Below are 17,105 nucleotides of genomic sequence, written 5' to 3' on the forward strand. Positions count from 1 at the left end.
AGTTGTCAGAACCTCTGTCGGAGAAATAAACGTTGTTGAGGGAATGAAAGACACAGGAGCCCTGATCGGCGGCGAGGGGAACGGCGGAGTCATACTTCCCGAAGCGCATTACGGCCGGGACGCTCTTGTGGCAGCCGCCTTAACGCTGCAATTCATGGCTATGAGGGATGAACCCCTATCTGAAGCATACTCCGGGATGCCGCAATACTTCATGACGAAACGTAAAATAAGTCTCGGACATGTTACTCCCGAGTCAGCGCTTGAAGCTATCGCCGATTTTTACGCCGATGATGAGATCGACAGACAGGACGGAGTAAAGGTCAATAAATCTGAGAGCTGGATTCACGTACGCGTCTCCAACACCGAACCTATCTTGAGAATCTACACTGAAGCGAAAGATAAGGAGACCTCAGAAGCCCTGGCGGATGAGGCTGAGGGTGTAATTAAAGGCTCCTAACTCGGTTCTAAACCCCGACGGGATGCCAGGTAGTTTTTATTTCCTGTGTGTCGAGTATCTGATACGGTCCCTGAGATTCTTCTTTCTCCCAATGCGTTGTGCTCAGGATATGAGGGCGTTTGACGTTAAGGGAGGCGTTCTCCTGAACCTGCTTGATCTCAGCCGGATCATCGCCGCAATACATAATCGCGTTCACGTCCATATGGGTGCTGAAATTCTCTATCAGTTCGGACCGGATTCCGGTAAGTATGTTGACAACACCTCCGGGAACGTCTGAGGAATGAAGCACTTCAGCGAGGGTTACCGCACAGAGCGGTTGGGAGTGTGATGCAAGCACTACGCAGGTATTTCCTCCCGCAATCACGGGGGCTACAACTGATATGAGTCCTAAAAGTCCGCTCGACTCGGGCGCTATTATGGTAACTACACCTGTGGGTTCCGGAACGGAAAAATTGAAATGCGGTGAAGAAACCGGATTGACGCTGCTGAAGATCTGCTGATACTTATCTGCCCAGCCGGCATAGTAGATCATACGGTCTATCGACGCTTCGACTTCTTTTGCTGCCTTGCCTGCTGCGGTTCCCTGCAGCTTCAACTCGGAGATGAATTGATCGCGCCTGCCTTCAAGCATTTCACTTATCCGGTAGAGTATCTGACCGCGGTTGTAAGCGCTCCTCTCAGACCAACCGCCAAACGCTTTCCTGGCTGCAACGACAGCCTCCCGAAAATCTTTGCGCGACGAACGTGAGACATTCGCTATCGATTTTCCATTTTTACCGGTCAGCTCGTAATATCTGCCTGATTCAGAGCGCGGGAACTTCCCGCCGATATAAATCTTATAAGTTTTCAATACTTTAAGTCTGTCAGCCATCACACGAGCTCCAGGTACGGCATAAGTCCGTGCAGGCCGCCTTCTCTGCCCATCCCACTTTCTTTGTACCCTCCGAACGGGGAAGCGGGATCGAATTTGTTGAACGTATTCGCCCAGATGACACCTGCGTTTATCTGTTTCGTGACTTTAAATATCTTAGAACCTTTGTCGGTCCAGACCCCGCCCGAAAGTCCGTACTGAGTGTTGTTGGCTTTTTCAATAGCCTCGTCAACCGTTCGAAACGTCTGAATGGCGAGAACAGGACCGAAGATCTCTTCTTGAACTATCCTGTGTGATTGAGAAACTCCCGTGAAAAGAGTAGGCCGGAACCAATAACCGGTATCCGGCAAAGCGCAATCAGGTTGATAGAGAGTTCCCCCTTCTTTGATTCCAACGGCGACAAGTTCGTTTATCTTGTCCAGCTGCGCCTTGGAGTTTATCGCACCGATATCAGTGTTTTTGTCGAGCGGGTCGCCGATGATAAGGGTTTCCATTCTATTTTTCAATTTTTGGATGACTTCCTCCGCGATCCCCTCCTGCACGAAAAGCCGTGAGCCCGCGCAGCAAACATGCCCCTGATTAAAGAATATGGCGTTTATGATGCCTTCAACCGCTTGATCGATAGCCGCCCCCTCGAAAATTATATTCGCCGCTTTTCCACCGAGTTCGAGAGTGTATTTTTTACGCGTCCCGGCGAGAGCTTTCTGAATGTATTTGCCTACTTCTGTGGAGCCGGTAAAAGCTATCTTGTCGATGTCAGGGTGATTTACTATCTCTCTTCCGGTTTCGCCCGCTCCCGGAATCACGTTCACTACTCCGGGGGGCAAGTCCGCTTCCTGGATTATCTCAGCTAGTTTTAGAGCTGTAAGAGGCGTTGTCTCAGCGGGTTTGATAACAACGGTATTTCCCGTAGCAAGCGCGGGAGCTATCTTCCATGAAGCCATCAGCAGGGGGAAATTCCATGGGATAATCTGCCCGGCTACCCCGAGTGATTTAGTCTTCTTTCCCGGAAATGCGTAATCGAGTTTATCAGCCCACCCGGCATAGTAGAAGAAATGAGCTGATACCAACGGTATGTCGACGTCGCGTGATTCCCTTAGCGGTTTACCACCGTCCAAAGTTTCAATTACCGCGAATTCTCTTGCCCGCTCTTGAATCATTCGGGCTATGCGGAAGATATATTTCCCTCTTTCTTTAGCGGGCATTTTCGACCAGAATTTATCGTATGCTGCGCGGGCGGCTTTTACCGCAAGATTTACGTCTGCTTTAGAGGCTTCGGCAACGTCCGCAAGCTTCTTGCCATTAGCGGGATTCACTGTTTTGAAGTATTTTCTGCTCTTCGGAGCAACGAACTCTCCGTTTATGAAGAGGTCATAGCGTTTTTCGAGTTTTATATGATCTGTGCTTTCGGGAGCGGGTGAATACTCCCATACAGACGTGAAATCAAGAACCTTTTCTGTGGTAGCCATTAGTTTTAATCCTTTGAGAAGTAATCGGCGGATTGATAAACGCCGACGGACTGTTTCAGCAGCTGCATGAGCAGGTCGTTTGCGAGTGAGCTGGCTCCGAATCTGAATAGATCGGGCGTCAGCCACTCCACACCAAGCGTTTCTTTTGTAATGACGAGATATTGAATTGCGGTTTTAGCCTTGCTGATGCCGCCGGCGGGTTTAATTCCTATCTTTTTTCCGGTCCGGAAGTAATGATCCCTGATCGCCTCCATCATAACCAACGCTACCGGCTGGGTTGCAGCCGGCGATATCTTTCCCGTCGACGTCTTGATGAAATCAGCTCCGGCAGCCATTGCGATGTTGCTTGCAAGCCTTACGTTATCAAGTGTGTACAGCTCTCCGGTCTCGAGAATTACCTTTAAATGAGCATCTCCGCAAACCTCTTTCACTGTTGCGATTTCATCATAAACGAATTCATATTCACCTTTGAGGAAGGCTCCCCGGGATATGACCATATCAACCTCGTCGGCGCCCATTTCCACAACCTTTTTTACCTCATCGAGTTTGGTTTTCAGGGAGGTCATCCCGCTCGGAAAGGCAGTGGCAACAGAGGCGACCTTGACAGGGGTTCCTTTCAGCGCATCAACGGCTGTCGGCACCATGGTTGGGTAAACGCATACCGCAGCCACCGTAGGCAGGTCGGGATAGGTATCGTGGAGGTGCAGAGCTTTGTTACAAAGCTGCCGTACCTTTCCCGAACTGTCCTTCCCTTCTAAAGTGGTCAGGTCAATCATGCTCAAGGCCATTTTCAGTGCGGACAGCTTCGAGTCTTTTTTGATACTCCTTTTAGTCAGGCGCGCAACACGCTCTTCAATACCCACCTGGTCAACAGGGGGAGGGTTCAGGACTGCCGCCGATATTAAATTACCGTTTTTTCTCATTTCTATCGTGTCATACGTTTTACCGGAACAGGTTCAGGAATTATAACTCTAACTCCAATTGATTTAGTTTAAATATTATCTTGCTGTTAACCCGAATATTAACCTATTATTGGTTGATATTCAAGCATTATAAATGATGCCCGTAGTGATGTAAAAGAGATAATAACTTGAATTCGGAGGGAAAACGCTGGAGGTCTATCCGACTGGAACAATTTAGCGCTCAAGCCGTATCTAACGTAAATAGAACGTTAACTTTATAAAGATTTATATATTAAAAGAGGTAGTTTTGAAGAAAAGTCTTAAATCGCTGGGAACAGCACTTTTTGTAATCGGGATTCTTGTTCTGACCTCGTGCGGCGGAAAGAAGGCGGAGGGAGAGGAGACTCACTCATCGTCAGATACGACGGCAACCGACAACTCAAATAAAGATTCGTCCGAAGAGACGGCGAAAAAGAAGAAAGATGATCTTGATTCGGTTCCTGTCGAGACGATTGCAGTATGGCGCGGAGAAATCTCGTCTTATATACTCCTGAGCTCTACGATAGAAACCGAGCAGTATGTTGACGTTTATCCTTACCTTACGGGAATCGTGTCCAAACTGTTGGCCGAAGAGGGTGATGATCTGAAAAAAGGCGATCCGCTTCTCATGCTCGACGCGGAAGAATATCAGCTTGCCGAAGCTAAAGCGAGGACTCAGCTGGAAAGCCTTCAAAGCGAATTCAACAGGATTCAGATTCAATTCGATAAAGATCTTCTTAGTAAGGAAGAATACTATAAGGCTAAGTTAAATCTCGATCAGTTATTGATAAGTTGGAAGGAGGCTAACCTTAGCCTCAGCAGAACCACCGTTCGCGCTCCCATAAACGGAGTCGTATCCTTGAGAAAAGTGAGACAGGGCGATAGGGTAACTTCCTCTACTCACCTGTTTTCTATGGTAAACCTGCAGGATATAATCGCCACCGTGCATGTTCCGGAGAAGGAATTAGCGACTATCAAAAAAGGGCAATTGACCTACGTATCCTCAGACTACCTTACCGATAAGAGATTTGTGGGGTATGTGAAAAGAATCTCGCCGGTTGTAAATCCAAATACCGGCACTTTCAAGGTTACTATCGGATTGGACGCCGACCATGAGGGTCTGCGACCGGGTATGTTTGTGAACACTTTTATCGTTACAATGACGAACGAGGATGCGCTTCTTTTGGATAAGGACGCCATAGTCTACGAAGGGGACAAACGATTTGTGTATGTAGTCAGAAATTCACTGGCGCACAGAATCAGGGTGGAGGTCGGGTTCGAGGACGCATCACTGGTGGAAATTATCAGCGGAGTGAACGATTCCGATAAGGTGATAATCGTCGGTCAGAACGGGCTTCGAGATAAGACCAAAGTAAAAGTAGTAAACGAACGTAAAATATCCTGATACTTATGATAACAGGCTGAGGTACCGCATTGGACGGGAAAGAATCTTCCGGCGGCGGGTTAAACACAATATTTAATATCACCACGACCCGACCGGTCGCAATAAGTATGATAGCCCTTGCAGTCGTGGTGTTCGGATACGTGTCGTATCAGCAGCTCTCGCTGAATCTAATGCCCGATATCTCCTATCCCACGCTCACGGTCAGAACAGAATATTTAGGGGCGGCGCCCGAGGAAGTTGAAACTACTGTCTCCAGACCGGCGGAACAGGCATTGGGTGTTGTAGGAAATCTTGTAAACTTAACGAGCATATCAAAAGCGGGCGTATCTGACGTTGTTATGGAGTACACATGGGACACAGATATGAACGTGGCGACTCAGGACATCAGGGAAAAGCTGGATCAGATTCGGTTTCCTGACGGAGTGGAACGCCCTCTGATACTCAGGTACGATCCTTCTCTTGACCCGATAATCAGGGTTGGACTTTACGGCGGAGATGATTTATTCGAATTAAGGAAAATAGCTGAAGAAGAGATAAAGCGCGATCTCGAAACCGTACCCGGAGTTGCGGCTGTAAAGGTAAAAGGAGGACTTGAGAGAGAGATACGCGTAGAACTTGACGAGCAGCAGATCACTCTCATGGGTTTGAACATCAGAGACATCAGTAATTTGATAGGACGGGAAAATATCAACCTCGCCGGCGGAAATCTGAAAGAGGGTCAAACCGAATACCTGGTCAGGACGCTTAACGAATTCACAAGAATAAGCGACATTGCAGATCTTGTGGTCAGAAGAACGGGTGACATCGAGATACGTATCAAGGACATCGGCACCGTCCGGGAAACGCACAAAGACCGGGAAGTTATTACGAGAATAGGCGGCAATGAAAGCGTTGAGATAGAAATTTACAAAGAAGCTGATGCCAACATAGTTGCCGTAGCGGAACGGGTGAGAGATAAGCTGTACGGCACTCCACGCCAGCAAGCCTTTGTGAAAGAAAAGAAGGAAAAAGAGGAAAAGGAGAAAAAGAGGAAGGAAGAACTAAAGCGGGAAGGTGGGGAAAAAGCAGTTGCCGCCGCAGCTGCCGCTGAAGAGAAGAAAGATAAGGCAAAAAAGGAGGAGAAAAAGAAAGAAAGAAAACGCGGGGCCGGCAGGCGCGGGAGAGGTCAAGGAACGGCGATGATGTCAGCGACGATGACCGATTTTATCTCTCATAATCTGCCGAAGGGCATCAGCATGAGTACGCTGAGCGACAAGTCTACTTTTATTAAAAACGCTATTGACGAAGTACTGAATACCGCAATGATCGGCGCTCTTTTAGCGGTGATAGTCTTATTTGTATTCCTCCGAAAAGCGTCGACCACTCTGATAGTGGCTATCGCTATTCCTTTATCGATCGTCGCCACTTTTGCGCCGATGCACATTTTCAGCGTATCACTGAATATTATGTCGCTCGGCGGTTTAGCGCTTGGAGTCGGGATGCTCGTTGACAATTCGATTGTAGTCCTCGAAAGTATCTTCCGCTGCCGGGAAGAAGGGGACGGACTCGTTGAATCGTCGGTACGCGGGGTGAAAGAAGTCGGATCGGCGGTCTTTGCCTCGACTCTGACGACAATCGCGGTCTTCTTTCCTATCGTATTCGTGGAAGGGATAGCGGGTCAGATCTTCGGCGACCTGTCACTGACGGTCGTATTTTCACTTATGGCATCTGTTGCGGTAGCGTTGTTTCTAATCCCGATGCTTGCTTCGAGAGAGTTAGACGTTTCAAAAGCCGGGATTTCAATTGATAAGATAAAGAGCATGGATTTCATGCGGTTCAGGTCATTGGAAAATCTGAGAGCGCTTTCGGAAGACAATTCATCGACTCTAATGGATAAATTGGTAGGATACCCGTTAAACACAATGAGGCTGCTGGGAGAGTTCGGATTTAAATTCGTCCTGATGGTATCGGTGATAATTCTTATAACTCTCAAAGTTTTTCTGATTATCCTGTTCACTCTTCTCTCTCCGATTATCAGCCTGATATCGCTGAAAGTGAAGAGATGGAAAGGATTCAATCCTGCTCTGATACGCTGGTCAGCATCTGATCGTGTGTTTCGTCTCATATATCAACAAAAGATTTGGGAAGGGTTACTTCAATTTGAATTAACTGAAGGTCTAACAGATGGATTGAACGGTTATCTAAAAGGGTTTAGAAAACCGGTCTATTATGCAGGGGAATCGTGGAAGTTACTGCTCCGAAGAACTGTCAGAGGTCTTCTCCTCCCGCTGGTGACTATATATTTCGTTCTGAGGTTCCTTATCGGTCTGCTGGGTTCTCTCATAGCGCGGTTAGGCATAGCATTCATGAATCTGTTGACGCTTATAGGTATATTCCTCTGGTCGATAACCGGTTTGATTCTGATGCCGTTCATAACGTTCATCGTGTATCTATTCGAATTAGGATATGATCGTATCAGTGAATGGTATCCGGGCGCGATCCGATGGTCGCTTGACAATAAGGGAGCTGTAATCGGCACCTCGGCTGTGTTATTCTTGATCAGTGTTTTTGTATTGATCCCCACGTTGGGAACGGATTTGATTCCGCAGGTGCATCAGGGTGAATTCAACGTCGATGTGTACCTGCCGGTAGGTACACGACTCGAGGAGACCGACCGTAAACTCAAGATAGTTGAAAACCGGATCAGAGATGAAGTAATGATAGGTGAGCTCGCTACCGTAGTCGGCGCTGAAAAATCGGCAAATCTCAAAAGCGACGAGGGAGAGCATACGGGAAAAGTGACCGTTAAGATGATACCGGAATATATCGGTGCAGAGAACGAAATCTTGCTGATAAACAATATCAGGCGCAAGTTAGCCGACATTCCCGGGATCGTTACCAAAATTTCCCGCCCGGCGCTGTTCAGTTTTAAAACGCCCATAGAAGTCGAGGTGCAGGGGTACGATCTCTCGACGTTGAAACGGATGGCATCTATCGTTGAAAACAGAATGATCGGGATAAACGGATTGACGGACGTAAAATCCAACATTCAAACCGGCAATCCGGAAGTACAGATAATTTACGATAGAAAACTATTAGCGAAGTACGGGATGAATATCTCGGAAGTGGCGAGAATTGTACGGAACAAAGTAAAAGGGGAAGTAGCTTCGCGCTTCAAGGATGAGGACAGACGAATAGATATCCTTGTCCGCGTCAAGGAGGAGGACAAGGAGAGCATAGATGCGCTCAGGCGATTGGTAGTCAATCCGGGTGGGCAGGTGCCTATATATCTGAACGCAATAGCGGAGATACGAATAGGCGAGGGTCCAAGCGAAATCCGTAGGGTTGACCAGCAGAGAGTGGCTCTTATCACGGCGAACACCGCCGGAATAGACCTTGGAAGCGCAATGGAGCGCATATCCGAGGCGTTGGACGGAATAAGCTGGCCTTATGGATTCAGTTATGTCTTGAGCGGTCAGAACAAGGAGATGGAGACGTCCATGAACAGCCTGTTATTTGCGCTGCTGCTTGCGGTCTTCCTTGTTTATGTGGTTATGGCATCACAATTTGAGTCGCTGATACACCCGTTCGTTATAATGTTTACAATTCCACTTGCCTTAATAGGAGTTGTCACCGTGCTCTGGCTGCTGTCCATCCCGCTGAGCGTAGTCGTATTTTTAGGTTTGATAATGCTCGCCGGTATCGTAGTAAATAACGCAATCGTATTAGTGGATTATATCAATCGTCTCAGGGCTAAAGGGATGGATAAAATAGAAGCGATAGTCACCGCCGGCAGTGTGCGGCTGCGTCCTATACTGATGACTACCGCTACGACAGTACTTGGATTACTTCCGATGGCTCTCGGATTGGGAGAGGGAGCGGAGATAAGAACTCCGATGGCGATAACCGTTGTAGCCGGTCTTATCAGCTCTACTATGCTGACCCTGCTTGTAATCCCGACGGTCTATGCACTCGTTGACAGAAAGGATTAAATTTGTATATTATTGACAGGAAGGAATCCGAATGGGAATAAAAGACTCTTTATTACCGAAATTTTCGGTTCACAGACCGGTGACCGTAATGATGACTCTTTTCGCGCTTCTTGTAGTCGGTTACATAGCATATACACAGATTGCGGTCGAACTCTTTCCAAGAGGATATGTACCGCCGTATCTCGGCGTTTGGATACCATACAGGGAGACCAATCCCAAAGAGGTTGAGGATCAGATCGCGCGTCCGTCGGAGGATATCCTGCAGACTGTCAGCGGCGTCAAATCTATCAGTTCCTACAGTCATTCGAACGGCTGCTGGATCTGGCTCGAGTTTTCAAACGGCACCGACATGGATGTAGCGTATATGCTTGTCAGGGAGAGGATGGACAGGCTTCTTGCGTCCGAATTTCCTGACGATATAGAAAATATCTGGATCAGAAAATTCCGGGAGGACGATGACCCGATCGTCTGGTTCGGAATATCCCTGCCGGACGATATCGAAGACCCGTTTTTTGTTGTTGATTACTACATTAAAAGAGGCTTGGAACAGATTGACGGTGTCGCGAAAGTTGAGATGTGGGGAGCTTCTGAAAAAATAATTCAGATCCTCGTAGACCAGGACAGGGTTAAAGCGCATAAAGTCAACGTATACCAGCTCATTCAGCAGCTTCGGCAGGATAACTTCGCACTTTCCAGCGGATATGTACACGACGGAAGCAAGAAAATCTATGTCCGTTCTGTAGCTAAATACAAAAATATAGAAGATGTGCGCAACATCAGGATAGGGAACGAAAATCTATTTCTCAAGGACGTTGCAGACATTATCTACGATGAACCGCGTCAGAGGCGCTGGGTGCAGAGGGTTGACGGAAAAAAGGCGATCAGCGTGGGAGTGTACAAGGAATCGATGGCGAATACGGTGGAGCTCTCCGCCGAAGTAAATTCCAAAATCGATGAGCTGTCGAAACTTGAGCAAGTTTCAGGTATGAAATTTAACATATTTTTCAATCAAGGGAAATTCATAACAGAGTCGATCGATAACCTCCTGAACGCAGCGATGTGGGGAGGGATGTTTGCTTTCCTTATATTGTATTTCTTTTTGCGGCGCATCAAGATGACAATTATAATTAATCTCGCAATTCCCCTATCATTGTTGATGACCGTAACATTCCTGTATTTCATCGGTTGGACTTTGAATATCATCACCATGATGGGATTGATGCTCAGTGTGGGATTAGTCGTAGATAACTCTATTGTAATTGTCGAGAACATTTACCGGCTGAGAAATAAGGGAATGTCACGCGTGGAATCATCTGTGAAAGGCGCAAGTGAAGTCTCCCTCGCCATCACCATGGCAACTCTCACGACCGTCGTGGTGTTTCTCCCTCTGATACTAATGAATGATGACGTTGGATTTTCGTTTTATATGTTCAGGATCGGTTTGCCCGTAATGGTGGCGCTGGTCGCATCGTTGTTCGTGGCGCTTGTTATAATTCCGCTCGCTACCACGCGTTTTGTCTCCGATAAGAAGGTGAAGCGTTCGGGATTGATAGGGTGGGGAACAAAATCTTACGACCGAATTCTGAAGTGGTCGCTGAGCCACAGGTTGGACACTGCCATTATTATTCTCATACTTATGATAAGTATGGGAATACCGATTAGCAAAGTAAAACAAACGGATTCGGGCGGCGGCAACATAAACGACGTCAGACTGATTCTCGACATGCCGGAGCATTATACTATTGAGAACGCTAAAACCCTGGTCGACGCCATAGAAAGTTACGTTTATGATCACGAAAAGATATTCAACGTTAAAACCGTGAACTCGAGGTATTCCAATAATTGGGGAAGAATAAGAGTATTTCTCCATCCGCCGAAAGAGACACAATGGTGGCAAGTCGCATGGAAAAACATCGGGAACGCTATAGGTGTTTTAAACGACAGCGTTATGACCAGAGATGAAATACTCACCGATCTAAAGGAAAATCTTCCGATATTCCCGGGAGTGAAGTTACGGACGTCGTGGAGAGACGACTCCGGTAACGAATCATCTGTATCGGTTGTGCTGCAAGGCGATGATACCAATACTCTCGTTGTTTTGGCGGAAGAGGTTGAAAGGAGGTTGAGACATATTGAAGAAATTATCAGCGTCGAAACAGACCGCGATAAGGGAGCCTCCGAGATTCAGATATTCATTAAACGGGACCAGGCAGCCAAGTACGGTATAAACCCGCGCGTAATTTCCGGGCAGATCTCATATGCGTTGAGAGGGATTGAACTACCCGAGTTTCAATCAGCGGAAAGAGAGATAGACATCCGCATACAATACGATGAAAAGGACATGGAGAATCTTCAACAGTTAAAGAATATGACGTTTCTATCCGCCTCCGGCGCGGAAATTTCGCTTGCAACGCTTGCGGATTTTAAGATCAAGAAGGGGATGGGAGAGATTCAGAGACGGGATGGAAAAACGACTGTGAGTGTGAACGCATTTACTACAGAGGACAACCTTGAGGAGGTTCATGAGAAAATAAACAAGGTGATGGCAGGTTTCGACCTTCCACACGGCTATTCATGGTCGCTCGGAAACAGGTTCGTCCGGATGCAGGAATCGAGTAATGCGCAAAAATTCGCGCTCTTACTTGCGGTTACGTTCGTATTTTTACTGATGGGAGTTCTGTTCGAGTCGTTTATCCTCCCTCTCTCGGTCATAATATCAATTCCGTTATCGTTTTTCGGAGCTTACTGGCTGTTGTTCATAACCGGCACTCCGTTCGATTTAATGGCTATGATAGGCATGATAATACTGATAGGTATAGTAGTGAATAATGCTATCGTCCTAATCGACATGATAAACAGACTGAGGAAGGAAGGCATGACGAGAAGGGAAGCTATAATCGAAGCGGGGCATTACCGGTTTCGACCGATTCTGATGACGGCGTTTACGACAGTGTTCGGTCTTCTGCCGATGGCGGTCGGAAACGCAAATCTGATAGGAATGCCTTATGCGCCTCTCGGCAGGGTAATGATAGGCGGTTTGATCTCTTCTACCGCTCTGACACTCATCGCTGTTCCTCTTTTCTACACCTTCTTCGATGATATGCGGATGACATGGGGCAAAATTCAGATATTGGCGTTTGCCCGCGATAAAAGAAAGAGTTAGCACTTGAGCTCGACTTAGAGCGGGTCGAATCCGGGTATCAATTAGTTCTTATGCCCCCGGCGCCTGCCGGGGGCAATTTCATTTCGGGTTTCAACAAGACGAATCAGCTAACGTCCACGATTTTTAAAAAGAAGATTCAACCTTGAGATTCTTTTGACTTGCACCACTGGAGCTCTGATTTTTGAGTGCGAGTCAGGGCTTGCCCTGACCGCACCAACGAAATATGATCGAGGCGTCATGGCAAGCCATGACTGCCACATAGTGTCATTGCGAGGAGTCCGCCAGCTGGCGGACGACGTGGCCTGCCCGATGAATGTCAGGCGGGCCTGCCCGGCAATCAGTCAGACGGGCAATCTCTATCTTCAGCATTCTGAGATTCTTTTGACTTGCAGCGTTCAATTTCTGAATCTAATTTGAGCAGTTAAACATAAATCGAGAAAGTTGTAGTGAAAAAGAACGATGAGATAGAGGTTACGATTGAATCTCTTGCGTACGGCGGAAAGGGATTCACCAAAGTTGACAATTTAGCTCTCTTTGTGCGGAATTCCCTTCCGGGTGACAGGGTGCTGGTGAAAGTGATCAAGAAACGTTCGGGATTCGCAGAGGCGATACCCATAGAATTCTTAGAGAGGTCCCGGCATTATGTGGATCCGGAATGTCCGCACTTCAAGCACTGCGGGGGGTGCACTTTTCAGAATCTTGCCTATGAGGAGCAGCTGGCTCAAAAGGAGACCCAGGTCAGAGACGTTTTAGAACACATCGGGGGTGTAAAAAACCTGGATATGGATTCGATAGTCCCTGCTCCTGAGGTCTTCTATTACAGAAATAAAATGGAATATTCCTTTTCAAACAAACGCTGGCTTACCGACGACGACGAATCGAAACCGAAAGATTTCGCTCTCGGATTACATGTATCCGGTAATTACCAAAAAGTACTCGATATAGACGACTGCCGGCTGCAATCGGTACTGTCGAACAGAATACTCTCAAGTATAAAAAAATCGGCGCAGAAATTGAAGTTCAAACCGTATGATGTCAAGAACCACTCGGGGAATTTGAGGCACCTGATAATCAGGGAAGCGGCAAACACAAAGGACGTTCTTGTGAACGTCGTCACCAAATACAACGAACCTTCAAAGCTGAAAAAAATCGTTGATCAATTGATTAAGGATTGCCCGGAAGTAACGACGGTGGTCAATGCAGTGAACGAAGGGGTTGCCTCTATCGCATACGGAACGATTCTGAACATATTGCACGGTACGGGCAGCTTTAAAGAAGTAATGGTCGGAGTAAATCTTGAGATAGGAGCGCAGGAGTTTCTCCAGACAAACACAAAGGCGGCGGAGTTATTGTACTCAAAGGTGCTCGAATATGCGGAACCTGAAGGCGGGAACGTGATTTATGATTTATATTCCGGCGTGGGTTCAATTTCTATTTATCTTGCTCCTCATGCGCAAAGGGTCACGGGGTTCGAGATGTCGCTCGATGCAGTGGAGAGCGCGGGCAGGAATGCCGTTTCAAACGGCGTGCTGAACTGTAATTTTATTTCAGGCGATATCAGGGAACTGTTCAGGGACGTGGAATCTTTGAGCAGGACGCATGGAGCGCCGGATATAGTCGTTCTCGACCCTCCGAGAGGGGGAATTCACCCGAGCATCCCCAAAAGGCTATCATCCCTGAAGCCTAAAAAAATAGTCTATGTGTCCTGCAATCCCGCTTCCTTTGCGCGTGACGTTAAACTGTTCAACGAGAAAGGTTATTCCCTGAACAGGCTGCAATCTTTCGATCTTTTCCCTCATACACCCCATATAGAATTAGTGTCTCTGCTTAAACCTTCTGAATAATCAGGTCATAATAGGCTGATAAGAGTCAAATCAGAGTATTAAATGGCTGGGCTACATGGTGGGGAAGCAAAATAGTAATAACTATCACTTGGATTGGTAAGAACCAAATCAGAGTATTAAAGGGTTGTAAATACTCAAATTAAACCTTAGTATTGAAGCTGCGTATGAAAATGGTTGACATTACACCGATAGACTTTTATTATCAAACATAAGGTGGATAGGATTCCTTTGCGTGTATTTGGAAAGATAAAGTCAGGCTTTAAACTGTTAGCCGAGGGTATGGTACTTAGGGTTTTCCTTGCCATAACCGTATTCATGACTGTTGGCGCTACCGTAGTATATTTCTTCGAAAGAGATCAGAACTCGGAGCATTTTGAATCTATATATCAAGCGGTATGGTGGGCGCTCGTTACTATGACAACAGTTGGATACGGAGATAAAGTGCCGATGACTGTAGGCGGCAGATTAGCCGGAGCTGTGATAATGTTCTCCGGAGTTGCGCTTGTGTCCGTTTTTACTGCGACGATATCCTCGATATACGTTGCGAGAAAAATTCGAGAGGGTAAAGGATTGGAAAAGATAAACTTCGAAAATCATATAGTAATATGCGGGTGGTACCAGCACGCCGAGACACTATTGGAGTCTCTGCTGAGCCTGAGAAATAATCAGCAACTGAACATAGTTTTGATCAATGAACTTCCGGAAGACGAAATAAATAACGTAATGTACAAGCATGAAGAATTGAACATCAAATTCGTCAGGGGAGACTTTACGAGTGAGAGTGTCCTTGACCTGGCTAATGTCCGTGAAGCAGACACGGTGCTGATAGTTCCTGATACCAGCACGGTATCCACAAGCGAACCGGACGAAAGAACTATACTTACTACACTTACCCTGAAATCCATGAACCCGAACGTCAAAGTTTACGCTCACATTATAAATCCGGCGTCCAAGGCTCACCTTAGACGGGCAAACGTAGATGATATTGTTGTGCAGGACGAATTTACAGGTTTTCTTCTCGCGTCTCACGTAGCGAATCCCGGAATTCCGCAGACGTTCTCAGAACTTTTAAATTATAGCGTCCGGATGAACCTTCAGAGAGCGGATATCCCTTCTAACATGGTGGGCAAATCGTTTTCGGAGCTTTCGGAATATATCAGAGAATCAAAAGAAGGAATCCTGATAGGTATCACTTCTGAAAGAGAACCTGTTAAAATCTCAGACGTCCTTACCGCCGATGCCAGCTCATTAGATCATTTTATAGAACGAAAATTCGCCGAGTCGGGAATAAATCTTGAAAGTGAGAAAGGGCACAGGGTCGAAATAAATCCACCTGATGATCTGGTGATAAATTCCAGCGACGTGGCGTTAGTCATAAGCGAAAAAAGAGATTAGGTTATGATCGATAAAGAGAAGATAGAGGGTTTCAAAATATTCGATAATCTGACCGATGAACAGCTCGAAGAGGTGAGTGAGAAGCTGGTCGAGCGCGAATATAAAAAAAATGAGACTATCTTTTCCGAAGGTGACGTAGGAACGTCGCTCTTTTTACTTCTTGAAGGCGAAGTTGAGATCTCCCAGGCGCTGACTCTTGACCTCGACCACTCGGAGATCGATAACAGGGAAAAATCCCTCGTTAGACTTGATTCAAGCGTTAAAACGTTTTTCGGGGAGGTAGGATTGATCGAGGAGGACGGAGTCAGAACAGCCACCGTTCGTACTACTTCGGATTCACTCATAGCGCGCTTTTCGAAGGCAGATTTCAATAATTTAATTGAGAAAGACTCGGTACTCGGCACAAAACTCCTTATGAACATAGCATCCGTGCTCTGTCAACGCTTGAGAAAAACGAACGATAATGTGTTAAAGATTACTACCGCCTTCAGTTTAGCCCTTTCACGTCAGAAATAATGAACACCGAAATCAGTAAGGTCTATAACCCAAAGGGTGTGGAAAGCCGCAGGTACGCCCAATGGATGAAGAGCGGGTATTTCCATGCGGATCCAAGCTCTGATAAACCGCCCTATACGATAGTTATACCACCGCCGAACGTAACAGCGGCACTCCATATAGGCCACGCATACAACAATACGATTCAAGACGTGTTCATTCGGTATAAGAAAATGCTCGGATTCGAGACTCTATGGTTGCCAGGAATGGACCATGCGGGGATAGCCACGCAGAATGTTGTGGAAAGGCAGCTCGCCTCCGAAGGTCTCGACAGACATAAGCTTGGCAGAGAAAAATTCGTTGAGAGAGTATGGGAGTGGAAAGAAGAAAAGGGGGGGAGGATAATAGAGCAGCTGAAAATGCTCGGATGCGCTTGCGACTGGGAAAGAGAACGATTTACGATGGACGAGGGTTTGTCTAATGCCGTAAAGGAGGTCTTCGTAAATCTATATGAACGGGATCTCATTTACAGGGACAAATATATAATAAACTGGTGCCCGAGATGCGGCACGGCGCTCTCCGATGAGGAGTCCGAACATAAGGAAATAAACGGACATCTCTATCATATCAAATACCCGATAGAAGGTTCATCCGATCATGTTGTAGTCGCTACAACAAGACCCGAAACTATGCTGGGTGACACTGCGGTAGCGATAAATCCCGATGACAGCAGATATGATAAATTAAAAGGTAAGAGCGTCATCTTGCCGCTTCTGAACCGAACTTTACGGGTTATCGAGGATTCTTTTGTAGAACCCGAATTCGGCAGCGGTGTCGTTAAGGTCACTCCCGCGCATGATCCTAACGATTTTGAGATAGGCAACAGGCATCGGCTTGAAAGAGTGAACATACTTAACGAAGACGGCACACTCAACGACAACGCCGGTCCCTATGCGGGATTGGACAGGTTTGAAGCCCGAAAAAAGGTAATAAAGGACCTGGAGTCCGAAGGTCTGATGGAGAAGATCGAGGAGCACACTCACAGCGTAGGTCATTGTTACCGCTGCGGTACCATAGTCGAACCGTACCTCTCT

Annotated in this window: 11 protein-coding genes; 8 read left to right on the forward strand and 3 right to left on the reverse strand. The window is 46.9% G+C overall.

The annotated features are described in order from the left end of the window. Positions 1–457 (forward strand): phosphoglucosamine mutase (locus tag IID12_06115; GenBank protein ID MCH8288662.1); only part of this gene is annotated, 457 nt, incomplete at its 5' end. 7 nt (positions 458–464) lie between these two features. Here IID12_06115 and IID12_06120 read toward each other — a convergent pair. From IID12_06120 to deoC, 3 genes are read right to left on the reverse strand one after another with little or no spacing between them, the layout of a single operon-like run. Then, positions 465–1,328: an aldehyde dehydrogenase family protein gene (locus IID12_06120; GenBank protein ID MCH8288663.1), complete on the reverse strand. Its 864-nt coding sequence runs from the start codon at positions 1,326–1,328 to the stop codon at positions 465–467. Beyond that, a complete protein-coding gene (locus tag IID12_06125) occupies positions 1,328–2,797 on the reverse strand; it encodes an aldehyde dehydrogenase family protein (protein MCH8288664.1) in 1,470 nt (489 codons plus the stop codon). Before IID12_06125 ends, IID12_06120 begins: the two co-directional genes overlap by 1 nt. 5 nt (positions 2,798–2,802) lie before the next feature. Continuing rightward, positions 2,803–3,720: a deoxyribose-phosphate aldolase gene (gene deoC, locus IID12_06130; protein ID MCH8288665.1), complete on the reverse strand. Its 918-nt coding sequence runs from the start codon at positions 3,718–3,720 to the stop codon at positions 2,803–2,805. Between the two features lie 286 nt (positions 3,721–4,006). Here deoC and IID12_06135 point away from each other — a divergent pair, with 286 nt between their 5' ends. The 7 genes from IID12_06135 to IID12_06165 form a co-directional block, all read left to right on the forward strand. Further along, on the forward strand, positions 4,007–5,143 hold the full coding sequence (locus tag IID12_06135; protein MCH8288666.1) for an efflux RND transporter periplasmic adaptor subunit: 1,137 nt from the start codon (positions 4,007–4,009) through the stop codon (positions 5,141–5,143). 29 nt (positions 5,144–5,172) lie between these two features. Then, positions 5,173–9,114 (forward strand): efflux RND transporter permease subunit, encoded by a 3,942-nt coding sequence (locus IID12_06140; protein MCH8288667.1) that lies wholly within the window; start codon positions 5,173–5,175, stop codon positions 9,112–9,114. Between the two features lie 31 nt (positions 9,115–9,145). Next, positions 9,146–12,277 (forward strand): efflux RND transporter permease subunit, encoded by a 3,132-nt coding sequence (locus IID12_06145; GenBank protein MCH8288668.1) that lies wholly within the window; start codon positions 9,146–9,148, stop codon positions 12,275–12,277. A gap of 446 nt (positions 12,278–12,723) precedes the next feature. Then, positions 12,724–14,121 carry a 23S rRNA (uracil(1939)-C(5))-methyltransferase RlmD gene (gene rlmD, locus IID12_06150; GenBank protein ID MCH8288669.1) on the forward strand — a complete coding sequence of 466 codons (1,398 nt, stop codon included), beginning with the start codon at positions 12,724–12,726 and terminating at the stop codon, positions 14,119–14,121. 228 nt (positions 14,122–14,349) lie between these two features. Beyond that, positions 14,350–15,516 carry an NAD-binding protein gene (locus IID12_06155; GenBank protein ID MCH8288670.1) on the forward strand — a complete coding sequence of 389 codons (1,167 nt, stop codon included), beginning with the start codon at positions 14,350–14,352 and terminating at the stop codon, positions 15,514–15,516. A gap of 3 nt (positions 15,517–15,519) precedes the next feature. Next, positions 15,520–16,032 carry a cyclic nucleotide-binding domain-containing protein gene (locus tag IID12_06160; protein MCH8288671.1) on the forward strand — a complete coding sequence of 171 codons (513 nt, stop codon included), beginning with the start codon at positions 15,520–15,522 and terminating at the stop codon, positions 16,030–16,032. Continuing rightward, on the forward strand, positions 16,032–17,105 hold a 1,074-nt coding region (locus tag IID12_06165), incomplete at its 3' end, for a class I tRNA ligase family protein (protein MCH8288672.1). The genes IID12_06160 and IID12_06165, both read left to right, overlap by 1 nt.

The sequence above is a fragment of the Candidatus Neomarinimicrobiota bacterium genome (assembly GCA_022567655.1).
Classification (GTDB): Bacteria; Fidelibacterota; SORT01; order SORT01; family SORT01; genus JADFGO01.